The 21,283-nt window shown below is 64.3% G+C and carries 21 protein-coding genes; 10 read left to right on the top strand and 11 right to left on the bottom strand.

The genetic code is table 11. The features are described 5' to 3' along the window. Positions 1-158: 158 nt before the first annotated feature. The 4 genes from C7I85_RS17330 to C7I85_RS17315 are packed head-to-tail and all read left to right on the top strand — an operon-like array spanning position 159 to position 3,406. Positions 159-1,076 (top strand): ABC transporter permease, encoded by a 918-nt coding sequence (locus C7I85_RS17330; protein WP_106725257.1) that lies wholly within the window; start codon positions 159-161, stop codon positions 1,074-1,076. Next, positions 1,073-1,894 (top strand): ABC transporter permease, encoded by an 822-nt coding sequence (locus tag C7I85_RS17325; protein ID WP_106725256.1) that lies wholly within the window; start codon positions 1,073-1,075, stop codon positions 1,892-1,894. Before C7I85_RS17330 ends, C7I85_RS17325 begins: the two co-directional genes overlap by 4 nt. 37 nt (positions 1,895-1,931) lie before the next feature. After that, positions 1,932-3,005 (top strand): ABC transporter ATP-binding protein, encoded by a 1,074-nt coding sequence (locus tag C7I85_RS17320; protein WP_106725359.1) that lies wholly within the window; start codon positions 1,932-1,934, stop codon positions 3,003-3,005. A gap of 29 nt (positions 3,006-3,034) precedes the next feature. Then, a complete protein-coding gene (locus C7I85_RS17315; RefSeq protein ID WP_106725255.1) occupies positions 3,035-3,406 on the top strand; it encodes a VOC family protein in 372 nt (123 codons plus the stop codon). A 145-nt stretch (positions 3,407-3,551) separates the two neighbouring features. Here the strand turns inward: C7I85_RS17315 and C7I85_RS17310 are convergent, their stop codons facing one another. From C7I85_RS17310 to C7I85_RS17290, 5 genes are all read right to left on the bottom strand, one after another. Continuing rightward, positions 3,552-4,835, bottom strand: a complete 1,284-nt coding sequence (locus C7I85_RS17310; protein WP_106725254.1) for a flavin monoamine oxidase family protein — start codon at positions 4,833-4,835, stop codon at positions 3,552-3,554. Further along, positions 4,832-5,908: an extracellular solute-binding protein gene (locus C7I85_RS17305; RefSeq protein ID WP_106725253.1), complete on the bottom strand. Its 1,077-nt coding sequence runs from the start codon at positions 5,906-5,908 to the stop codon at positions 4,832-4,834. The genes C7I85_RS17310 and C7I85_RS17305 overlap by 4 nt, the downstream gene beginning before the upstream one ends. Positions 5,909-6,004: 96 nt before the next feature. After that, positions 6,005-7,075: an extracellular solute-binding protein gene (locus C7I85_RS17300; protein WP_106725358.1), complete on the bottom strand. Its 1,071-nt coding sequence runs from the start codon at positions 7,073-7,075 to the stop codon at positions 6,005-6,007. A 36-nt stretch (positions 7,076-7,111) separates the two neighbouring features. Further along, the gene (gene betI, locus C7I85_RS17295) at positions 7,112-7,798 is read right to left on the bottom strand and encodes a transcriptional regulator BetI (protein WP_245444980.1); all 687 of its coding nucleotides are present in this window, start codon (positions 7,796-7,798) and stop codon (positions 7,112-7,114) included. A 26-nt stretch (positions 7,799-7,824) separates the two neighbouring features. Continuing rightward, a complete protein-coding gene (locus C7I85_RS17290) occupies positions 7,825-8,625 on the bottom strand; it encodes a methyltransferase domain-containing protein (protein ID WP_106725252.1) in 801 nt (266 codons plus the stop codon). Between the two features lie 171 nt (positions 8,626-8,796). On the opposite strand from C7I85_RS17290, the gene C7I85_RS17285 reads away from it, so the two are divergent. The 4 genes from C7I85_RS17285 to C7I85_RS17270 are packed head-to-tail and all read left to right on the top strand — an operon-like array spanning position 8,797 to position 13,463. Beyond that, on the top strand, positions 8,797-10,416 hold the full coding sequence (locus C7I85_RS17285; RefSeq protein WP_106725251.1) for a phytoene desaturase family protein: 1,620 nt from the start codon (positions 8,797-8,799) through the stop codon (positions 10,414-10,416). After that, a complete protein-coding gene (locus C7I85_RS17280) occupies positions 10,403-11,959 on the top strand; it encodes a phytoene desaturase family protein (protein WP_106725250.1) in 1,557 nt (518 codons plus the stop codon). Before C7I85_RS17285 ends, C7I85_RS17280 begins: the two co-directional genes overlap by 14 nt. A 2-nt stretch (positions 11,960-11,961) precedes the next feature. Then, positions 11,962-13,215, top strand: coding sequence for an aminomethyltransferase family protein (locus C7I85_RS17275; protein WP_106725249.1), 1,254 nt, complete (start codon positions 11,962-11,964; stop codon positions 13,213-13,215). Between the two features lie 2 nt (positions 13,216-13,217). Further along, entirely contained in the window at positions 13,218-13,463 is a 246-nt protein-coding gene (locus C7I85_RS17270; RefSeq protein ID WP_106725248.1) for a hypothetical protein, read from the top strand. A gap of 27 nt (positions 13,464-13,490) precedes the next feature. On the opposite strand, the gene C7I85_RS17265 is transcribed toward C7I85_RS17270, so the two are convergent. The 3 genes from C7I85_RS17265 to C7I85_RS17255 form a co-directional block, all read right to left on the bottom strand. Further along, positions 13,491-13,790 (bottom strand): GNAT family N-acetyltransferase, encoded by a 300-nt coding sequence (locus C7I85_RS17265; RefSeq protein WP_106725247.1) that lies wholly within the window; start codon positions 13,788-13,790, stop codon positions 13,491-13,493. Next, positions 13,787-14,428, bottom strand: coding sequence for an alpha/beta hydrolase (locus C7I85_RS17260; RefSeq protein WP_106725356.1), 642 nt, complete (start codon positions 14,426-14,428; stop codon positions 13,787-13,789). The genes C7I85_RS17265 and C7I85_RS17260 overlap by 4 nt, the downstream gene beginning before the upstream one ends. Positions 14,429-14,492: 64 nt before the next feature. Further along, positions 14,493-15,425 carry a VOC family protein gene (locus C7I85_RS17255; protein WP_106725246.1) on the bottom strand — a complete coding sequence of 311 codons (933 nt, stop codon included), beginning with the start codon at positions 15,423-15,425 and terminating at the stop codon, positions 14,493-14,495. Between the two features lie 214 nt (positions 15,426-15,639). Here C7I85_RS17255 and C7I85_RS17250 point away from each other — a divergent pair, with 214 nt between their 5' ends. Beyond that, on the top strand, positions 15,640-17,187 hold the full coding sequence (locus tag C7I85_RS17250; protein ID WP_181257208.1) for an alkaline phosphatase family protein: 1,548 nt from the start codon (positions 15,640-15,642) through the stop codon (positions 17,185-17,187). A gap of 57 nt (positions 17,188-17,244) precedes the next feature. Here the strand turns inward: C7I85_RS17250 and C7I85_RS17245 are convergent, their stop codons facing one another. Further along, entirely contained in the window at positions 17,245-18,174 is a 930-nt protein-coding gene (locus C7I85_RS17245; protein ID WP_106725244.1) for a PRC-barrel domain-containing protein, read from the bottom strand. A 674-nt stretch (positions 18,175-18,848) separates the two neighbouring features. Here C7I85_RS17245 and C7I85_RS17240 point away from each other — a divergent pair. After that, entirely contained in the window at positions 18,849-20,381 is a 1,533-nt protein-coding gene (locus C7I85_RS17240; protein WP_106725243.1) for a sensor histidine kinase, read from the top strand. A gap of 30 nt (positions 20,382-20,411) precedes the next feature. Here C7I85_RS17240 and C7I85_RS17235 read toward each other — a convergent pair whose 3' ends face one another. Together C7I85_RS17235 and C7I85_RS17230 are read right to left on the bottom strand one after the other, a co-directional pair. Next, a complete protein-coding gene (locus C7I85_RS17235; protein ID WP_106725242.1) occupies positions 20,412-20,870 on the bottom strand; it encodes a hypothetical protein in 459 nt (152 codons plus the stop codon). A gap of 20 nt (positions 20,871-20,890) precedes the next feature. Then, positions 20,891-21,226 carry a DUF883 family protein gene (locus C7I85_RS17230; RefSeq protein ID WP_106725241.1) on the bottom strand — a complete coding sequence of 112 codons (336 nt, stop codon included), beginning with the start codon at positions 21,224-21,226 and terminating at the stop codon, positions 20,891-20,893. Positions 21,227-21,283 lie beyond the last annotated feature (57 nt).

The raw sequence follows: 21,283 nt of genomic DNA, 5'->3' as shown, positions 1-21,283 counted from the left end.
GTTCAATCAATATCACAGAAATAGCGCTTGATTTCAATCCGCGGATGAGTTCAAGATGATGAAAAGCTGGCGCGCGACGGGAACCGTGACGCCGGCAAAGTTAATGGGATGGGCATGCAGAACGCGTTCGAACCTGCATATTTGCGCGAGCCGCACCAATGACGGCCGCCGCGGAAGGGTCACAGCCTCTCAGTCTCGGGAGGCGTCAACGAACCTCCCTTCTGCAATCGGAAGCCGCACAAGGCTTCGCCCTGATCAGCCCCACCTTCATCTATGCGCTGGTGCTTCTGGTGGTGCCGATCCTGGTCGTGGTCGCGCACAGCTTCTGGACGCAGAACTACCTCACCATCGACCGCACCTTTACGCTGGAAAACTACCGCATCGCGGTGACCGAGCCGATCTATCTCGACCTGCTGCGGCGCTCCCTGTGGATTTCGCTGCTGGTCAGCTTCTTCACGGTGGTGCTGGCCTACCCGATCGCCTTCTACATTTCGTTCCATGGCGGGCGGCACAAGGGGCTGTGGCTGTTCCTCATCACCATCCCCTTCTGGACGAGCTACCTGCTGCGCGTGATGTCGTGGAAGGTGATCCTCGGCTACAACGGCGTGCTGAATTCGGGCCTGATGGGGCTCGGCATCATCAGCGAGCCGTCGACTGCGTTGCTCTACAACACCAGCGCCGTGGTCATCACGCTGACGCATGCCTGGGCGGCCTTCGCCATCCTGCCGATCTTCGTGTCGCTGGAAAAGATCGACCGCTCGCTGATCGAGGCCGCGACCGATCTCGGTGACGGGCCACTGCGCCGCTTCCTGCGCATCACCCTGCCGCTCTCGGTGCCGGGCATCGTCTCAGCCATCCTCATCGTCATGATCCCGACGGTGGGCGACTTCGTCACGCCCAAGCTGGTCGGCGGCAAGGATGGGGTGATGATCGCCAACGCCATCCAGGCCCAGTTCGGCAAGGGGGCCAACTGGCCGCTTGGCGCGGCCCTTTCTGTGACGACGATGCTGGTGGTGACGGCGATGGCGGCATCCACGGTGCTCATCATCCGCTCGGCGGCAAGGATGGCGCGATGACCGCAATCCGCAACATCCTGTCGCGCTGGCTGCCGGCCTACGCCCTTCTCTATGTCGTCTTCCTCTATCTGCCCGTCGTGTTCCTGCCGATCTTCTCGGTCAACACCTCGCCCTCGCCGAAATTCCCGCTCGCCGAGCTGACCCTGCAATGGTACCGCGATCTACCCAACACGCCGGCGCTGATCGACGCGACCCGCAACAGCCTGATGGTGGGCATCGCGGCCGCGTTGCTCTCCACCATCCTCGGCATCTGCGCGGCGCGCGCCATCACGCGCTATCGCTTTCCGGGCCGGCGCGCCATCAACGGCCTGATCATGGCGCCGCTGGTGCTGCCGGAGATCATCCTGGCCGTTTCGATGCTCCTGGTGATGCTGCAGCTGGGGCTGGAGCTGTCGCTGGTCACGGTGGTGTTCGGCCATGTGCTGGTGTGCATCCCCTATTCGCTCAGCGTGCTGACCTCCGGCTTCGAGGGGTTCGACCGCAGCCTGGAGGAAGCCTCCGCCGATCTCGGCGAAACTGCTTTCGGCACGTTTAGGCGGGTGACGCTGCCCATGGTGGCGCCGGCCATCATTTCCAGCCTGCTCGTCTGCTTCACCATCTCGCTCGACGAATTCATCATCGCCTTCTTCCTCACCGGCACGGAGCCGACGCTGCCGATCTACATCTGGGGCCAGCTGCGCTTCGCCTCCAAGCTGCCCGGCGTACTGGCCCTCGGCACGCTGCTGCTGGTCGGCTCGTTCCTGCTTCTCACCGTCGCCGAACTTTTGCGCCGCCGCGCCGCGCGACGCACCCAGAACGCCGGAGGCGCCTTTGCCTGAGAGACCGATGCCCGAACGCTCGCAAAACGACCGCACGATGATCGAGATTTCGCACGTCACGCGCAGCTATGGCGCCTTCAAGGCGCTGGACGACGCCTCGCTGGTCATCCGCGAGGGCGAGTTCTTCTCGCTGCTTGGGCCCTCCGGCTGCGGCAAGACCACGCTGCTGAGGATGATTGCCGGCTTCGACAACCCGACCAGCGGCACCATCGCCGTCGATGGCCAGCCCATGGCGGGCATTCCGGCGAACCGTCGTCCGACCAACATGGTGTTCCAGAGCTACGCCATCTTCCCGCACCTCAATGTGGAGCAGAACGTCGCCTATGGACTCAGGCGCCTGAGGCTTGGTGCTGCGGAAGAAAAGCGCCGCGTCGAGGAGGCGCTGGCGCAGGTGTCGCTGACGGGCCTCGGAAAACGCGGCGCGCACGAGCTTTCCGGCGGCCAGCGGCAGCGCGTGGCGCTGGCCCGTGCGCTCGTGATGCGGCCAAAAGTGCTGCTGCTGGACGAACCGCTTTCGGCGCTGGACAAGAAGCTGCGCGAGCAGATGCAGGTCGAGCTGCGCCGGCTGCAGCAGGCGGTGGGCATCACTTTTATCCTCGTCACGCACGACCAGTACGAAGCGCTCGCCATGTCCGACCGCATCGCCGTGATGTTCGGCGGACGCATCGCGCAGGTTGCCTCGCCCAAGGAAATCTACCAGCGTCCGGTCAACCGCCAGGTGGCCGACTTCCTAGGCGGCATGAATTTCGTCAAGGCCGAGATCGTGGAGGAAAACGGCTCCTCGCTGGTCGTCGACACGCTGGGCTTCGGCCGCGTCAAGACCGAGAAGCCCAAGGCTTTTGTCCGCAATGGCGGCGGCGCCACGCTTGGCATCCGACCCGAACGGCTGCGCGTGCTGTGGGACGACGCGAGCTCGAAATTCGAGGTGGCCGGCCGGGTCATCGAGCGTCACTATTTCGGCGAGATCACCCATCTGATCGTGGAAATACCGGGGCTGGAAAAGCCGCTTTCGGTGACCGAGACCAACGATTTCGGCGCCGACGACATTCCGGTCGGCGCTCCCATCCGCCTCGCCTATGATCCCGACGCACTGGTGGCGCTGGCAGATTGAATTGGCCTCCGCGATAGGGCGACATCCGCATGACGATTACCGCCATCGACCATGTCCAACTCGCCATGCCGGAGGGCCGCGAAGAAGAAGCGCGGCGTTTCTATGAGGGCCTGCTCGACATCCCGGAAGTGCCCAAGCCGCCGGTGCTGGCCGCGCGCGGCGGCTGCTGGTTCGAACTCAGCATCGTCAAAATCCATCTCGGCGTCGAGCAGGATTTCGTACCGGCCCGCAAGGCGCATCCGGCCCTGGTGACCGACGACCTTCCCGCCCTGACGAGGAAGCTTGAAGCGGTCGGAATTCCGGTCACGCCGGACCATGCGCTTGCCGACACCGAGCGCTGCTTTGTCAGCGACCCTTTCGGTAATCGCATCGAGCTGATCCAGGGCAGAACCGGCGCCTGACCGGCGATTGAATAAGTGCGTCCTTCGAGGCTCGCTTCGCTCACACCTCAGGATGAGGGCTGTTGGCGTATACCTCCCTCATTCTGAGGTGCGAGCCAAAAGGGGCGAGCCTCGAAGGACGCACCTGATGACTTGAAAGCCCCTGTCAGGGTTGTTCTTCCAGTTCAGCCAGCACCTTCCGCGCCCCGATCCGCCCTGCCACGATCGCGCCCTCGATATAGCCGGGGAATGACGGCGACAGTTCCGACGACGCGAGATGAACCGGCGGAGCGCCGGCCAGAAGCACGTCCTCCGCATCCGTGGCGTTTACGTCGAGGATCAGGTCGCTATAGGCGCCGCCGCTCCAGGCGTCGTCGATCCAGTTCCGATAGCAGAAGTCGACCGCCTCTCCCGCCTCTGGGCCAAGCGCCGCCACCAGCCGCGACATGACTTCGGCGCGTAACGCCGCACCGTCGAGCCCGTTCCAACGCAACGCCAGCGGTCCACCAATGAAAACGACCAATGCCGGGTGACTTTCGTCCTTGCTGACGTCGCAGGCGAAGAGGCCGGGCAGGCTTCGCCACATGACCATGCCGCTCAGGCCCCTGTCGCGCCAGAAGGCGTGGGCGTAGCGGACCAGAATTTTGATCACCGCACCACTGTGCCAGACACCGAGCGCCCGCGACAGGCGAGCCGACAGCGGCGGCGAGAAGGCCAGCTTCGACGCCATCATCGGCGGCACCGCGACCAGCACCGAGCGGGCTTCAAAGACGCGGTCGCCCGCCAGAACCCGCACGCCATCCCGTCGATGTTCGATGCCCGTCACGACCGTGCCGAGACGCAGCCGGCCGCCGAGATCGCGCGCCAGATCGTCGGCCAGCGACTGCATGGTCTCGGCCAAAAAGTATTGCAGCTCCGACTGCTCGTTGATGATGCGGCGGTCATTGTCGATCAGGTGCCACAGCGGAATCCTCTCCAGCGCCTGGCACCAAAGCCCCTCGATCATCGAGCGGAAACCGGCCTTGGCCTCCGCCGGGTCGCCCTGCCGCTCGAGCCATGCGGCGACGGTCAGGCCGGCGATGTCCGGATCGTCCGGCTCGATGCCATTCATCCGCTCGCGGATCGCCATGGCGCCGAGATAGGTCTGCTCGGCGCCGTCGCGCGGCAAGGGCGGCTGGGTGATGAAATCGCCCTCTACATGGGTTTTTACCAGCGTCTTGCCGCGCGCCTTTATGAGCGCCATCAGCTCCGGCATATCCTCGCAGAGGAACTGGCCGCCGGTGTCCACCGCCTCGCCGAGGCCATTGGGCCGGGCTTCCACGCGCCCACCCACCCGGTCGCGCGCCTCGAGCAGGACAAAGCTGCGGCCGGCGCGCAAAAGCTCCTGCGCCGCCGAAAGGCCGGTAAAACCGGCCCCGACGACGACGGCATCGCAGCGCTCAATGCTCAATAGCCAGCCTTTATCTTCTCGAACTCGGCGATCATCTTCTGCTTCAGCTCATTGGGCAGCGGCGACTGGAACAGCGTCTTGTCGAGGAACTGGTCGACATTCGCATAGCCTTTCTCGGTCAGTACCGCCGGGTCGATCGCCCCCATGCCCTTGGCATTGGCGTGGCCGTAGCCGAAGGTCGTGACCATATAGTCCGACACCTCGGGCGCGTTGCGGGCGCTAAGGAAGTCATAGGCGCGGTCGATGCTGTCGGGCGCATCCTTCAGCAGCACATAGCCGCACACCCAGGTGGAAAGCCCCTCCTCGGTGTCGCGGTTCATCTCAAGCGGAATGCCCTCCTTCTTCAGCGAGGTGACGGTCTCGTTCCAGGCCCAGGCCAGATCGATCTCGCCATTGCCGAAGGCCTGGTTGATGTCGGTGCTGTCGGTCCAATAGAGGCGGACGTTCTTGTGCACTTCGCGCAGGAAGTCCGACGCCTGCTTGAACTGCTCGTCGGTCATCTTCGTCCAGTCGCGCAGGCCGATGACTAGGGCCGCCAGCGCATAGGCGTCGTCGACATTGTCGCCGATAGTCACCCGCCCCTTGTATTTCGGATCGGCGAAAATCTTCAGCGACTTCGCCTCTTCGGGCGTCACCTTGTCGGTGCGATAGATGAGGGCCGTATTGCCCCAGTCGAAGGGCATGAACCAGGCGTTGCCGGCGTCATCGGTGGCAAGGTTCTTCATCGCCATGATGCCAGGGTTGATGTCCTTCCAGCCGGCTATCCTGGCGGGATCGAGCGGCTGCAGCAGCCCCGCCTCGCGCCACTTCACCACATTCTGCGCGCAGGGATGCGCGACATCGGCCTTGAAGCCGGCCCGCATCTTCTCGAAGGCTTCGTCCTCGTCGCCGAAGAAGGCGAATTCCGGCGGCTCGGCATATTTGGCGTTGTAGGCCGGGTGGAGCGCCGGGTCCTCATAACCCGACCACTCGAAGACGATGGGCGAGCCGCCCGCGGCTAGAGCCGGCAATGGCGCGGCAAGAATGGCAGTGACGGTGGCAAGGAAGGCAAGGCGGCGACTTACTGGCTGCATGGCTGAGCGACCCCCGCTGATGAATGCCGTCCAGAGAATGCTCTCCTGACGCGCGCGTCAACTGGAAAGACATGCTCCGGACGGAACTGAGTAACGTCAGTAGCCGGCTTTGATCTTCTCGAACTCGGCGATCATCTTCTGCTTGAGTTCATTGGGCAGCGGCTGCTGGAACAAGGTCTTGTCGAGGAACTGGTCGACATTCGCATAGCCCTTTTCCTCCAGCACCTTGGGATCGACGGCAGCCATGCCCTTGGCGTTGGCCTGCCCGTAGCCCCACTCGCGCACCATGTAGTCGGCGACGGCCGGATCGTTGACCGCGTTCAGATAGTCGTAGGCCTTTTCCTCGGAACCCGGCGCATCCTTGTAACGGACATAGCCGCACACCCAGGTGGAGATGCCTTCATCGGTGTCGCGCTTCATCTTCACCGGCGCGCCATTGATGGCGAGCTGGGTGGCGGCGTCGTTCCAGGCCCAGGCGAGATCGACCTCGCCGCCATTCATGGCCTGCACGATCTCGGTGTTGTCGGTCCAGTAGAGGCGGACGTTCTTGTGCACCTGGCGCAGGAAGTCGGAGGCCTGCTTGAACTGCTCGTCGGTCATCTTCGTCCAGTCGCGCAGGCCGATGGCGAGGCTCGCCAGCGCATAGGCGTCATCGACATTGTCGCCGATGGAGATGCGACCCTGGAATTTCGGATCGGCAAAGGCCTTGAGCGACTGGATGTCCTTCTCGTCCACCTTCTCGGTGTTGAAGGTGACGGCGGTGTTGCCCCAGTCCCAGGGCATGAACCAGACCGTGCCGTTCTCGTCGGTGGCGAGGTTCTTCATGGCCATGATGCCGGGATTGAGGTCCTTCCAGCCGGCGATCTTGGAAGGATCGAGCGGCTGCAGCAGCCCCGCTTCGCGCCACTTGAGAACGCTCTGCGAGCAGGGGTGGCCAATATCGGCCTTGAAGCCGGAACGCGTCTTCTCGAAGGCCTCGTCCTCGTCGCCGAAGAAGGTGAAGGTGGGCGAGTCGCCGTGTTTTGCGACATAGCCGGGATGGAACGACGGTTCCTCGTAGCCGGCCCAGTCGAAGATCGTCAGATCCTTGTCGGCTGCGCCAGCGCTCCCCATCATCGGAAGCGTCAGCGCACTGGCAAGTGCCAGCGCCATCGAAACCCGTTTCATCACCGTCATCGTTCCCATCCTTCGGTTGTTATGTTTTCACGCGATCTTCTCCCCCGTCTCGCCCTCCCGCGAGAAGTGCTTGGGAAAGACCGAAGCCAGATATTCGACCGCCGCGCGATAGGCGCTTTCGCGCGTCATGTTCTCGGCGCCCATCATCAGGCGCAGCCACAGGCCTTCCAGCATGGCGCTGAGGCCCACTGCCGTGGCCTCGGCGTCATAGGCATAGCCGGCGTCCTTTTTCAGCTGTTCGCACAGGCCGACGATGGTCTGCTGGTAGTCCTGGTCGCGCGAGCCGCTCAGCGCCTGGTAGGTCGGGCGCGACTTGGCCTCGCCCCAGAAGGCGCACCAGGCGGCGAGCTTGCGCTTGTTGCAGATCGAGCGGTCGAAATCCGCCGCCACCAGCGCATGCAGCCGCCGCGCCGGATGCTCGCCGGCCTTCTGCAGCGCGTTGCGCCAATGCGCCGAATATTCGTCGTACATATGCTGCAGCGTGGCGACGAGCAGCTTTTCCTTGCTTTCGAAATGGAAGTTGACGATGCCGCGCGACAGACCCGCGCCGTCAGCCACGTCGGCCATGGTGGTATCGGCATAGCCGCGCTTGGCGAGGGAATCGATGGTGGCTTCGATGAGCTGCAGTTGCCGGGTTTCCTTCGAGGCCTTGCGGCTGCGCCTCTCCACGTCACCCTTGTCCGGTGCCTTTTCGGCCCGCTGCGTCGTCTTCATTCCTGCCGCCATGCTCCACATCGCCGTCAACGACCCTCGTCCGGCTTCCATCCGCGCAGATGAGTGGGGCGGTGTTCCCCGCTGTCAAGAACCTTCTGCATCGCCTCCCAGGTTCTGATGTTCTTGTCGACATAGTCGGCTCCGACGGCGCCCGCGACTGAGGCGTAAAGCGGCCCCTTCAGCCGCTCCAGCTCGCCGCGCGCGACTTCGCCATACCAGGGATTGCGGTCGGTGACGGCGATGTCGCGAAAGCCCGCCGCCTCCATCGCCTTGCGGTAGTGGGCGGGCGAACGCATGGCAAAGCTCAGGCCTTCCGCCGCCACATAGGCCCTCATCTCGGGCGACGGCTCGCCGTCATGGCCGATCATCCAGTTCGAGGCGGCAAACACACCGCCGGGCTTCAGCACCCGGAAGATCTCCGAAAACAGTGCCTGCTTGTCTGGCACATGCAGCAGCGCGTCCTTGGAGAAGACAACGTCGAAGGAAGCATCGGCAAAAGGCAATGGGCCGGGCGGCGCCTGCACGAATTCCGTACGCGCCGAAAGGCCGCGCTGTTCGGCACGCTTGCGCGCCACCGCCAGCACCGGAGCCTCGATGTCGAAGCCGGTCACATGCGCCGCGCCGTGCTTCTCCACCAGATGCAGCGCGATGCCGCCCGCCCCGCAGCCGACGTCGAGGATGCGCTTGCCGGCTAACGAAAGCCCGGCAACCACGCGATCCACCTCCTCCGGCCCGCCGGGCGACAGATAGCCCTCGCCCCACAGCGCTTCCAGGAAGCGGATGGCGGTGTCGTCATATTCCGGCTCTGCCTCGACCCTTTCGATCATTGTTCCACCCCTCCCAGCGGAAATGCCCAACGTCGAAATTTTACCGAAGCCTACTCCGCCTGCCGCAAAACGCAACCCTCCATTTGTTGAACATTCATTCAGAATCTCTGGACAGGACCCGCTTCCCCGTGCCAGATTTCCAAAAAACAAAGAACAAGAGCGGGAACCGGAATGAAGACTTGGGACGCCATCGTCATCGGCGCCGGGCACAACGGGCTCGTCAATGCCTGCTATCTGCAGCGTGCCGGGCTCGACGTGCTCGTGGTGGAAAAGAACGACTGGATCGGCGGCGCCGCCACCAGCCGCTCGCTCACGCCCGGCTTCCTCTACTCCAACTGCTCCTATGTCTGCTCGCTGTTCCGGCCCGAGATCATGCGCGACCTGGAACTGCCGCGCTTCGGCCTGCAGGTCATCTCCTATGAGGGCGGCGCGGTGTTCACCCGCGATGGCGACTATCTCGCCAACTATCGCGACCACCACGCCCACCGCCGCGAATTCGCGCGCTTCTCCGCCCGCGACGCCGAGGCTTACGACCGCTACGCCCGTGACGTGACGCGCCAGTGCCGCTTTATCCAGCCGCTTCTGATGCGGACCGCCCCCGACCCGACCAGCTTTCGCCCCCGCGACATCGGCGAACTGATCTATCTCGGCAAGAAATTTGCCGGGCTGGGCGCGGCCGAAATGGCCGACACGCTGCGCTTCTGGACCATGTCGATCTCCGACTTCCTCGACGAGCATTTCGAGACCGACGTCATCAAGGCCAATTTCGCGCTGTCGGGCATCATCGGCACCGCGCTCGGCCCCATGTCGCCCGGCACGGCCTATGTGCTGCTGCACCACTATATGGGCGAGGTGGACGGCTCGGTCGGCGCCTGGGGCTATGCACGCGGCGGCATGGGCGCGGTCACCAAGGCACTGGCCGACAGTTTTCGCGCGTCCGGCGGCACCATCCGCGCGAGCGCGGAAGTGGAGCAGGTGCTGGTGAAGAACGGCAAGGCGCGCGGGCTGGTGCTGGCCGGCGGCGAAGAGATTTTTGGCAAGCTCGTGGTCTCCAATGCCGACGTCAAGCGCACTTTCCTAAAGCTCGTCGAGGAAAAGGAACTGCCCGACACGTTCCTGCGCCGTGTCAAAAACTTCAAGATGCGCGGCTCGTCGGGCAAGGTGAACATCGCGCTGGATTCGATGCCCGAATTCCCCGCTCTGCCCAAGGATTCGCCCTGCTATCGCGGCGACATGCACTTCACCGACTCGGTCGAGCGCATGGAACGCGGCTACGACGACTGGAAGGCCGGGCGCTGGTCGGCCGATCCCTTCCTCGACATGATGATGCCCACCATGCTCGACCCGACCATGGCCCCGCCGGGCAAGCATTTCATGAGCTGCTTCGTGCAATATTGCCCGCCCAAGGTGGAAGGCCGCGACTGGACCGACGCCGACCGCGATGCCTTCGCCGAAACGGTGATCTCGCAGATCGCCAACTATTCGCCGGGGTTCCGTGACCGCATCGTGCACATGGAAGTGCGCACGCCGCGCGAGCTGGAAGCCGAAGTCGGCCTCACCGAGGGTAACATCTTTCAGGGCGAGCTGACCTTCGACCAGCTGCTGTTCAACCGCCCGGTGCCCGGCTACGCGCAATACCGCTCGCCCATCGACGGGCTCTACATCTGCGGCTCCTCCACCCACCCCGGCGGTGGCGTGATGGGTGCGCCCGGCCGCAACGCCGCAAACGAAATCCTGCGCGACCTCTCGCAGCCCACCAAGCATATGAGCCCGGCCCATGACGTCATTTGATGCAATCGTCATCGGCGGCGGCCACAACGGCCTCACCGCCGCAGCAACGCTGGCCAAGAGCGGCCGCAAGGTCCTGGTGCTGGAGGCCGCAAGCGAGATCGGCGGCGCGGCCCGCACCGAGGAGTTCGCGCCTGGCTTTCGCGCCGCGCCCGCACACTTGCTGAACCGGCTGCACCCGGAAGTGGTGAAGACGCTGGAGCTGGAGCGCCACGGCCTCGCCCTCGGCCCGATCGCGCCGAGCGTTGCGCTCTCGCGCGACGACAAGCCGCTCACGCTTCATGGCGCCTATGGCGAAAGCCTCTCCGGCGCCTCGGCGTCGGAAGCGGCGGCGTGGCAGGAATTGCGGGCGCAGCTCCTGCGCTATGCGGGCATCCTGAAGCCGCTTCTCGCGCGCCGCCCGCCCGAACTCGGCAACATGTCGCTGATGGAAACCTCGGCCTTCGCCATGACCGGCCTGTCGCTGCGCCGGCTCGGCAAGGAGGACATGCGCGATTTTCTCCGCATGCTGCTGATGAATGTTTCGGACGTCGCCGACGAACATCTGGACGACGACCGGCTGAAGGGACTGCTGGCTTTCGACGCTACGCTCGGCAGCCATCTCGGGCCCCGCTCGCCCACCTCGTTGCTCGGCCTCTATTATCGTCTCGCCGGCGAGTTCGGCCGCCAGCCCGGCGCGCAGGCGCTGCCCGCAGGCGGCATGGGCGCGGTGGTCGCTGCGATCCTGCGCGCGGCAAAGGCTGCCGGCGTCAGCATCCGCGCCGACGCGCCTGTGGCAAGAATATTGGCCGAAAAGGGCCGCGCCGCTGGCGTGGCTCTCGACAGCGGCGAGGAGATCCGCGCACGCACGGTCGTGTCGGCCATCAACCCGCACAGCACTTTTTTGGACCTCGTCGGCACACGTGAGATCGACACCGGCTTCGTCCGGCGCATAAAAAACATCCGCATGAAGGGCGATGCGGCAAAGCTGCATCTGGCGCTTGACCGGCCACCGGAGTTTTCGGGCGTCGATGCCGCCGGCCATCGCGGCCGCCTCGTGATCGCGCCCTCGTCCGATCATGTCGAACGCGCCTTCAATCCCGCAAAGTATGGCGAGTTTTCTCCGGAGCCGGTGATGGAAATCACCCTGCCGAGCCTGTCCGACCCGACGCTCGCGCCGGACGGCGCCTGCGTGCTTTCGGCCGTGGTGCAATATGCGCCCTATGCGCTGAAGGAAGGCTGGGAGGCGGGCAAGCCGAAATTCCTGGCCGCCATCATGGCCCGGCTCGAGCTTTACGCGCCGGGCATCGGCAGACTGGTGCGCCATGCCGAACTTCTGACACCCGCCGACCTCGAAGCGCGCTACCGCATGCCCGGCGGCCACTGGCACCATGGCGAATTGCAGGCCGACCAGATGATGATGTCGCGCCCGGCCTTCGGTGCGGCCGGCTACGACACGCCGGTGGAGGGGCTTTTCCTGTGCGGCGCCGGCTCGCATCCCGGCGGCGGCGTTTCCGGCGTGCCGGGCCTCAACGCGGCACGCCGCATCATCGAGATGAGGGGCTGAGCATGCCAAAGACGGCCGTGAAACCCGTGACTGAGCAGGCAATCGTCCAGCCTCTCCACTCCCCCGCCCAGCTCCACTTCCGCACGCTGCGACTCGACACGCCGTTCCAGCCGCGCATCGACGCGGCTATGAAAACCAATGACTGGTACGACTGGGGCGGTTATCGCGCGCCTGCCTCGCTGTGGGACGAGGAGCTGGAATATTTCGCCATTCGCAGCCAGGCGGCGCTGTTCGACATCTCGCCCATGACGAAATACCGGATCGAGGGGCCGGACGCCGAGAGTTTTCTCAACCGCCTCACGCTCCGCGATGTGACCAAGCTGAAAACCGGCCGCGTCCACTACACCGCCTGGTGCGACGACGAAGGTTTTGTGCTCGACGACGGCACGCTGTTCCGCCTCGCGCCGAACCGTTTCCGGCTCTGTTGCCAGGAGCGGCATCTGCCCTGGCTGCTCGACAGCGCCATCGGCTTCGACGTCACCGTCACGGAAGAAACCGAGGTGGTTGCCGCACTCGCCCTGCAAGGCCCGACTTCCTTCGCCATTCTGCGCGAAGCCGGTTTCGAGGGCGTGGAGCGGCTAAAAGTCTTCGATCTTGCCGAGTTTGCGCATGAAGACGGCAGCGTCACCATCTCGCGCACCGGCTTTACCGGCGATCTCGGCTACGAGCTGTTCGTCGAAACGCGTCTGGCGCTCAGCCTGTGGGACCGCCTCTGGCAGGCGGGCGAACTGCGGGGCATCCGCGCCATCGGCTACACCGCGCTGAACCGCGCTCGGCTGGAGGCCGGGCTGATCGTTGCCAATGCCGATTTCGTCACCGCCGAACACGCCATCCGGGCCGACCGCGTGCGCATGCCCGACGAGATCGGGCTGGGTTTCATGGTCGATCTGGAAAAGGGCCATTTCAACGGCCGCCGCGCCATCGCCGAGGCCCGCGCCAAGGGCAGGCTGCGGCATGTTCTGGTGGGATTGGAGATCGAGGGCAACATTCCCGCCGAGCACGCCATCGTCTATCATCGCAAGAAGAAGGAAGTCGGGCTGGTGAGCGCGGCGATCTGGTCGCCCATGGCCAAGCGCAACATCGCGCTGGCGAGCCTGGAGCGACCCTATGGCGATTCAATCACGGACGACCTCTGGGTCGAGATCTATGCCATGCGCGAGCTGAAATACGAACGGTTGATGAAGCGGGCAAAGGTGGTGCAGAGGCCCTTCATAAAGCTCGACCGCCGCACCGCGAGCCCGCCGGCGGAGTTCTGAACATGACCGAGGCGGATGCCGAATTCGCCGAACAGTGGCGGCTCGTAAATACGCCGCTCGGCGAAGAATGGTCGGGCCGCACGCGCTATGCGGCGGCGATGTGGTTCCACAAGCGCGGCGACATGGATGCCGAGACGCTGGAGGTCTACCGCATCTGCTCGCGGCTTGATTCGACAGACCCGTTGCCGATCATCCGCGACCGTGGCGTTGGCCTGGAATGGTTGAGAAGAATGGAGGCGCAGCGATAACGCCGCGCCTCGCGCCTTGAGGACAAATCACCCCTCCAGCACGTCCGCCCATTCGGGGTGCCGGCGGAATTGCGCATTGGCGAAGGGACAGAGCGGGATGATCTTCTTGCCCGACACGCGGGCATCCTCGACCGCCCGCGTCACCAGCCTCAACCCGGCGCCCTGCCCGCGAAACACATCCGGCACCTCGGTATGATCGATGATGATCCGGTGCTCGCCGACGCGGGTAAAAGTCATCTCCGCCTCGGCGCCGTCCGGGCCGCGCAGCACGTAGCGCCCCTTGGAACCGTTTTGCTCGAGTTCGATTTCAGCCAAATTCTCAATCACGTCCGCACCTCCTGGCCTGCCTTTTCGAGCTTGTAGGGGGCAAGGAAATCCCTTGCCGCAACAAGCTCGTTCTGTCGCATCTCGTGTCCGCCTTCATGCCACTCCAGTGTGACACTGGCGCCGTTCGCACGCAAATAGCTGTCGAGCCGCGTGGTCAGTTCCGGCGGACAGATCGGATCGCGGCGCCCGGCGGTGATCAGGATGCGCTTTCCCGCAAGGCTGCCCTTCACCTCGGGCTCGAACGGGATCAACGGATGCATCAGGATCGCGGCGTCAAATAGATCCGGCTCGGCAAAGAGCAGCGAGGCGAGGATGTTGGCCCCGTTGGAAAAGCCGATGCCGATCACCGACGATGGTTTTGCGTCCGCGACATGCGCCTTGACGAAATTCGCCATCTTGGCCGTTCGCGCGGCGAGGTCGGCCATGTCGTAGACGCCTTCGCCGGTGCGGCGGAAGAAGCGCGCCGCGCCATATTCGGAAACGTCGCCGCGCGGCGAGATCGCCGCCACGCCCGGCAACAGATCCAGCGCAAGCCCGAGCATCTGGTTTTCATTGCCGCCGGTGCCGTGGAAGAGGAAGAGCTCCGGACCGTTCTTCTTGCCGGGCAACTCAGTGAAAATGTAGCTGTCCTTGGACATTGTGGCCTCCTTGCCTGATCGATTCGAATGGCCGGCGGCGAAATTCGCCACCGGCCGGGGCTCGTCAGTTGCCGAGCGGCTGCAGGTTCTTTTCGAGCCAGGGCCGCAGATGCGCATGCTGGCTCGGCAGCTTCAGAGCCTCGCCAAGATGGGCGGTGTCCTCGTCGCGGTCGAAGCCGGGCTCGTTGGTCGCCACCTCGAACAGCACGCCGCCGGGGGTGCGGAAGTAGATCGCCCAGAAGTAGTCGCGATCGATCACCGGCGTCACCTGATAGCCCGTGTCCATCAGCGCCTTGCGCACCTCGAGCTGCTTGGCGCGGTTCTCCACCGCGAAGGCGACGTGGTGCACCGAACCGGCGCCGAGGTCGCCATAGGAAACGCCCGACAGGGTCTCGATGTCGACGAAGTCGGCGCCATTGCCGTCCTTCACGGCGAACCGCTTGACGTTGCCCGCGCTGTCCACCGCCTCATAGCCCATGAACTTCAGCAACTCCTCGGTCGCGCCGCCGTCCTTCAGGCGCAGCGACACGGAATGGAAGCCGTGGATCGCATCTTCGCCCGGAACGCCGCCCTTAAGCCATGGCAGCCGCTTGTCGTCCCTGACCTCGACCAGCGCGAAGCTGTCGCCATCGGGCCCGTCGAAGTCGAGACGGTTTTCCCCAAACAGCGTCTCGCGCTTCAGGCCGGTCACGCCCTGCTCAGCAAAGTGCTTTTCCCAATAGCCCAGCGTCCCTTCGGGCACGGAGAAGATCGTCTTGCCGACTTCGCCGGTGCCGTGGCGGCCCTTGCCGATGTTCGGGAAGGGGAAATAGGTCATCACCGTTCCGGGCGTGCCCACCTCGTCGGCATAGTAAAGGTGATAGACGTCGGGCGCGTCGAAATTGACGGTTTTCTTGACCCGGCGCAGGCCGAGCTTGTGGGTGAAGAAGTCGTTGTTCTGCCGCGCATCCTTGGCCATCGAAGTGACGTGATGCAGGCCTTTGATCTGATCCAGCATGTTTTTTCTCCCGTGTTCGCCGTGCAGCGCTTGCTGCTTTCTGCCCCCATATGTCGGTCAAAACGGCTCGCTGGGAAGACGCCGATAGCAGAATGGACTGTATACGATATGTGAACGATCGCACATCTGTCGTTCACCATTATTGAGAGCCGCCCGACTTGCGCCATGCCGAAAATTCGGCTCCATGTTCTGGACGCATGAGGGGGAACCGCGCGTGGCACGCAAAGGCAATCGTCCGAACATTCTTCTGATCACCTGCGACCAGTGGCGCGGCGAATGCCTGTCTGCCGCCGGGCATGGCGTGGTGAAGACGCCGAACGCCGATGCGCTGGCCGCCGAGGGCGTGCTGTTCCGGCGCCACTACGCCGGCGCTGCCCCGTGCTCACCGGCGCGCGCCTGCCTCTATACGGGCCTCTACCAGATGAACAACCGCGTCTGCCGAAACGGCACGCCGCTCGACGCCCGCCACGACAATATCGCGCTCGCTGCCCGCCGCCTCGGCTACGACCCGACGCTGTTCGGCTACACCGACGTCTCGCCCGATCCGAGGACGCTGGCCGCGAACGATCCCTTCCTGCGCAGCTATGAAGGGGTGCTGCCGGGCTTTTCCGTGCGCCAGCTGCTGCCCGAGCACCAGAAGCCATGGCTCTCCTGGCTGGCAGGGCGCGGCATCGATGCCAGCGCCGGCAGCCCGGACATCCATCGCCCTGCCGACGGCATTGTCGGAGACGACGTGACCAACGCCCCGCCGGCCTATTCCAAGGACGAGACGCCGACGGCATTCATCGCCGGCGAGTTCATCCGCTGGCTGGGCGAGCAGGAAAAGGCGCAAAGCTGGTTCGCGCATCTTTCCTTCATCAGCCCGCACCCGCCCTTCATCGTGCCCGAGCCATACAACACGATGTACGATCCGGCAGACGGGCCGGCCTTCCGACAGGCCAAGGGCTGGGAGGAGGAAGCGGCGACGCACCCCTACCTCGCCTACGAATATGAGCATCAAAAACGCTCGAAGTTCATTCCCGGCACCGAGGGCAAGGTGCGCGACTGGGGCGACAAAAACTTCCGGCAGATCCGCGCGCTCTATTACGGCATGATCTTGGAAATGGACGCGCAGCTCGGCCGAATCTGGGCCGCACTCAAGGCCGCCGGCGCATGGGAGGACACGATCATCGTGCTGACCTCCGACCATGCCGAGATGATGGGCGACCATTTCATGCTCGGCAAAGGCGGCTTCTATGATCAAAGCTATCATATCCCGCTGATCGTCCGCGATCCGGCGCGCCAAGCGGCCGCCGGCACCCAGGTCGAGCGTTTCACCGAAGCCGTCGACGTCATGCCGACGCTTCTCGACTTGCTGGACGAAAACGTGCCCGTCCATCTCGACGGAGACTCGCTAAAACCCCTCATCGAGGGAGAGACGCCGAAGAACTGGCGCGACGCGGCGCATTGGGAATTCGATTTCCGCTCCGTCTCGAAGGGCACCGCCGAACAGCATTTCGATATCGGCCCGCGCGACTGCAATCTCTCGGTCATCCGCGGCGAGCGCTTCAAATATGTCCATTTCGGTGGCGGGCTGCCGCCGCTGCTGTTCGATCTTCAGGAAGACCCCGCCGAACTGCGCAACCTCGCCTACGACCCGGCCTTCACCGCCGTGCGGCTCGAATTTGCCGAGCGGCTGCTTGCCTGGCGTTCGCGCCATCTCGACCAGTCGCTGGCGCTCACCGAACTGACGGCCGAAGGTCCCCTCGCCTACAGGCCCTGACCCGAAAAGACCCGCGCCGTCGCCGGCGCGGGTCCTTCGCCATTACGGAATGCACCGTTACTGCTGCTCGATCATGCGCTGCTGGTCGCGCTTTTCGGAATAGGTGCTCTTGTCATAGGCCGGCTGGGACTTGAGCTGATCCTTGGTGAAGTTGGTGTAGAGATATTTCTTGCCGCCCTTGTCGACCATGAAGGCAAGGTTATCCATGCCGACGGCAACTTCCTTCGACCCGATGCCGAGGAAGCCGCCGACGTCGATGATCACCGCATCGACCTTGCCGTCGCCGGACAACACCACGTCGCCGATCTTGCCGACATTGGCGTCCTCGGAGCCGTAGACGGTGGTGCCGGTCAGCTCTGCGGAGCGGATCTCGCCCACCGGCACCCGCGTCAGCAGCGACTTGTCGATCGAAGCCGTGGTCATGGTGTCGGGTTGGGTCGGCGCCATGGCCGTCTTGTTATGAGCCGGCGCCATCGCGCCGCCGCCATTCGTCGGCGCCTGAGCCAGGTTATTCGTTACCGGCGCGCTCGTATCGGCGGCACTGACCGGAGCCACGTCATAGGCGCGGCGGTCGAAGTCGGGCAGCGCCTTCAGCTGGTCCTTGCTGGCATTGACCACCAGCCAGCGCTTGCCGTTCTGCTCGGCCTGGTCGGCGTCACCATAGTTGACGGCGACATTCTTCTCGCCAAGGCCAAGGAAGCCGCCGACACCGACGACCAGCGATTCCACCATGCCGTTCGGCGAAATCACCAGGTCTTTGACCTTGCCGATGTTCTGGGCATCGTCGCCGGTGCTGTTATAGACGGTTTCGCCGATCAGATTGCTGGCCAGGTGACCGTCGGCGCGCATGGCGGGCGCGCCGGAAGGATTGTTGTCCTGGCTCATCGGAGCGGGGCTCGCGGGGGCCGGTGCTGTCGTGTTCTGCGCCTGGGCGGCGGTCGTCAGCAGGGTTGCGATGGCGGTCGTAGCCAAGAGGTTGCGGAACATGATATTCTCCTCATTCGTGAACTTTTCGCACTGCCACGCTGCGGTTTTGCTGTTGCTGGGAGGTGGTTGCGGCGTAGCATTCACGTGTCGACAACGTCACCAAAACCTCGTTGTTCCGAATTTTATCGGCCCTGGAATCGTCAGACTTCGTCTGGAAAATTTGTATAGGCTTTTGGGAACCTTTCCCCGGCCGGCACGTTGGCCGGCGAAGATTCGCTCTGGCAGGCGAGGACGGCGTGCTGCCTTCCAGGAGAAATGGAGACCAACGGATGCATTCTGCAGCGGTGATCAGCCGTGGCGAGGGCGTTCCGGGCACGGCAAACACCGGGATGATTTCCGGCTGCTGCCGAAACTCCGACGAGTGGATGCCAAGCTCATGATGGCACTGAAACGCAAGCTCGCATTCGGCCTGTCAAAGTCGATCATGGATGCGGCTACGCATGATTGCAGCGTCGCATGCTCTGGGATGGATCCCGCTGGCTCGGGCGGGCCGCCGGGCGCGCGCTGTCGGCCAGCTTTGCATTGGCCGATGTCGATTTCCACATGAGACGCGGAAACATTCTGCTGACAATGCAGACATATTAACCCAAACTAAATTACCCTGTTAACTGGGTAGACTTTTGAGGATCTGTGCAGAAACTTAGAAGTGGTGCGGGGAAGCGATTGGGGGAAAAGTGCAGCGCAAATTGAAAGAGGGCCAAGGCTTGCCGGCTGACGTCCTGCGCGCTGTGAACGACGATCAGCGGATCGCCGTTCTGCGCGATCTTCAACTGGCCGACGCGACGTCCGACGTCGATTTCGATAGGCTGACCACGCTTGCCGCGTCGGTGATGGAAGCGCCGATCGCCTTCGTCAGCCTGATCGATTCCGACCGCCAGTGGTTCAAGTCCTGCCTGGGCATCGGCGGCGAAGAGCTTCCTATCAGCGTTTCGTTTTGCGCCCATACCATCGCCGCCGGCGACAAGGTGTTCGTGGTGCCGGATGCGGCAGCCGATCCGCGCTTTGCCGACAATCCGCTGGTCACCGGCAGCCTCAACGTCCGCTTCTATGCCGGCGCGCCGATCATCGTGTCGGGCGAGCCGATCGGCACGCTGAGCGTCATCGACACCAGGCCGCGCCCGACGCCCGACGAAGGCCGCATCGACCAGCTTCACTCGCTTGCGGCGCTGGCCGCCAGCCTGTTCAAGATCAAGGAAGACAATCGCGCCGGACTGGCGGCCCGGGTTGCCCTGGCGCGCGAGGAAAAGCGCCGCGTCGTCGCCGTCGAGGCGGCATCGCTGGCGAGCTGGGCCTGGGACCTGCGCACCGACACGATCGAGTGCGACACGTTGTTTCCCGAGCTTCTGGACCTGCCGCCGACGACCCGCCTGTCGGCCCGCCGGATCTTCCGCGCCATAGACCGCCGCGACGTGAAGAAAGCAGAGGCGGATTTTCGCGCCGCACTCGCCACCGACGAGGAATATATCGGCGAATACCGCGTCGCCGGCGTGCATCCGACGCGCTGGCTGGCCGCGCGCGGACGCGTCATCGAGCATGACGAGGAGGGCAATCCGCTGCTCGTCTTCGGCGTCAATTTCGACATCAGCGAGCGCAAGGCGGCCGAGGAGCGCCAGCGCCTGCTGCTGCGCGAGCTCAATCACCGCGTCAAGAACACGCTGGCGACGGTGCAGGCACTTGCCACGCAAAGCGTACGCCACGCGCAGGAACCAGCCGAGTTCCTCGTGGCTTTCACCGCCAGGCTGCGCGCGCTCGGCCTGGCGCATGGGCTGCTGTCCGATCACGAATGGCGCGGCATCGCGCTATGCGAGCTGATCAAGCTCGAAGTGCTGCCTTTCGACGACGCCGAGAACCCGCGCATCCGGGTCAATGGCGAGCATCTGCTGCTTTCGCCCGACCAGGCGCTGGGCCTTGGCCTCATCCTGCACGAGCTCGGCGGCAACGCGCTCCAGCACGGCTCGCTGTCCAGTCCGGACGGCATCGTCGACCTGAGCTGGCGGGTCGACGGCAACCGCCGCGCCCGGCGGCTGGTGCTGACTTGGGTCGAGAGCGGCGGGCCGCGGGTCGTGCCGCCGCATCGCCACGGCTTCGGCTCCATCCTGATCCGCCGCAGCCTGTCAAAAATCCTCGCCAGCGAGGTCAACCACGAGTACCTGCCCGAGGGCGTACGCGCGGAAATCTCGATGCCGCTGGTGGATTTTCCGAACTGATCGAAAGGAAACGGCAGCGCAACGCTGCCGTCAGCCCTCGCCGCCCTCCTCACCCGACACGTCGGGCTTGGCCCTGTTCTCGCGATAGATGCCATAGGCGACCGCGGCAAGGGCCGGCGCAACGATTGCGCCTAGCCCCGCCTTGCTGCTCAGCAAGGTCGGCACCGCGCTGAGACCGGCGGCTATGGCGATGTTGGCCATCTCCTTGTTACGCTGACGGATCTCGCGCTCACGGCGGCGGTTCACCGCCAGCTTGTAGATAATGAGGATGATGCCAGCCAGAACCAGAAAGCCGATGCCGAAACCCAGCGAGGCTTCCAACGGCCCGTAGCGCCGCGCCGTCCAGATATAGCCGGCCCCGATCAGGAAGCCGATGCCGCACAGGGCGGCGGCGGCGGCCAGCAGATAGACGATCGCCGTCTGGCGCGCATGGCGCGCCGCGACCATCGCTTCCCCCGAAGCGAAGCTTGCGAGCAATGAGGCCAGCATGTTCGTCCCCCCGGCGCGACTCAACGGCGTGACATCATGGCAAAGAGGAAGCCGATACCGGCGGCGATGGCGAGCGACGTGACGGGCTTTTCACGGACGGCGGTCAGGATCTGTTCTTCGAGGTCCTTGGCATTGCTGCGCAACCCTTCCATCGCCGCTTCGCTCTGGACCTTCAGCTGTTCCACGCCTTCCTTGGCGGCGCGGCGCGCCGTGCGATAGGAGTGTTCGCCGGTGACGTTGAGCTGCTCCGTCAGCTTGGCGATGTCGGCCCGCAACTGGCGGATATCGGCATCGAGATCAGGGCTGGCGCCGCCGTCGTTGCCGGTCTTGCTGGATTTGCCTGTTGCTGCAGCCATGATTCAACTCCTCAAATTTCGTTGACCTGCAAACGTTTCATATTCGGCGAGGTTCCG

This window comes from Pseudaminobacter soli (ex Li et al. 2025) (genome assembly GCF_003012705.1).
GTDB classification, from domain to species: Bacteria; Pseudomonadota; Alphaproteobacteria; order Rhizobiales; family Rhizobiaceae; genus Pseudaminobacter; species Pseudaminobacter soli.
Note: the sequence above shows the minus strand (reverse complement) of the source record. Positions and strands in the feature narration are given on the sequence as shown.

What these genes read in the sequence shown, in the direction of transcription:
- C7I85_RS17290 (WP_106725252.1), bottom strand. Translation starts at nt 8,625, where the DNA reads ATGATCGAAAGGGTCGAGGCAGAGCCGGAATATGACGACACCGCCATC.
- C7I85_RS17300 (WP_106725358.1), bottom strand. Translation starts at nt 7,075, where the DNA reads ATGAAACGGGTTTCGATGGCGCTGGCACTTGCCAGTGCGCTGACGCTT.
- C7I85_RS17330 (WP_106725257.1), top strand. Translation starts at nt 159, where the DNA reads ATGACGGCCGCCGCGGAAGGGTCACAGCCTCTCAGTCTCGGGAGGCGT.
- C7I85_RS17280 (WP_106725250.1), top strand. Translation starts at nt 10,403, where the DNA reads ATGACGTCATTTGATGCAATCGTCATCGGCGGCGGCCACAACGGCCTC.
- C7I85_RS17235 (WP_106725242.1), bottom strand. Translation starts at nt 20,870, where the DNA reads ATGCTGGCCTCATTGCTCGCAAGCTTCGCTTCGGGGGAAGCGATGGTC.
- C7I85_RS17315 (WP_106725255.1), top strand. Translation starts at nt 3,035, where the DNA reads ATGACGATTACCGCCATCGACCATGTCCAACTCGCCATGCCGGAGGGC.
- C7I85_RS17305 (WP_106725253.1), bottom strand. Translation starts at nt 5,908, where the DNA reads ATGCAGCCAGTAAGTCGCCGCCTTGCCTTCCTTGCCACCGTCACTGCC.
- betI (WP_245444980.1), bottom strand. Translation starts at nt 7,798, where the DNA reads ATGAAGACGACGCAGCGGGCCGAAAAGGCACCGGACAAGGGTGACGTG.
- C7I85_RS17245 (WP_106725244.1), bottom strand. Translation starts at nt 18,174, where the DNA reads ATGTTCCGCAACCTCTTGGCTACGACCGCCATCGCAACCCTGCTGACG.
- C7I85_RS17320 (WP_106725359.1), top strand. Translation starts at nt 1,932, where the DNA reads ATGATCGAGATTTCGCACGTCACGCGCAGCTATGGCGCCTTCAAGGCG.
- C7I85_RS17270 (WP_106725248.1), top strand. Translation starts at nt 13,218, where the DNA reads ATGACCGAGGCGGATGCCGAATTCGCCGAACAGTGGCGGCTCGTAAAT.
- C7I85_RS17255 (WP_106725246.1), bottom strand. Translation starts at nt 15,425, where the DNA reads ATGCTGGATCAGATCAAAGGCCTGCATCACGTCACTTCGATGGCCAAG.
- C7I85_RS17285 (WP_106725251.1), top strand. Translation starts at nt 8,797, where the DNA reads ATGAAGACTTGGGACGCCATCGTCATCGGCGCCGGGCACAACGGGCTC.
- C7I85_RS17230 (WP_106725241.1), bottom strand. Translation starts at nt 21,226, where the DNA reads ATGGCTGCAGCAACAGGCAAATCCAGCAAGACCGGCAACGACGGCGGC.
- C7I85_RS17325 (WP_106725256.1), top strand. Translation starts at nt 1,073, where the DNA reads ATGACCGCAATCCGCAACATCCTGTCGCGCTGGCTGCCGGCCTACGCC.
- C7I85_RS17260 (WP_106725356.1), bottom strand. Translation starts at nt 14,428, where the DNA reads ATGTCCAAGGACAGCTACATTTTCACTGAGTTGCCCGGCAAGAAGAAC.
- C7I85_RS17275 (WP_106725249.1), top strand. Translation starts at nt 11,962, where the DNA reads ATGCCAAAGACGGCCGTGAAACCCGTGACTGAGCAGGCAATCGTCCAG.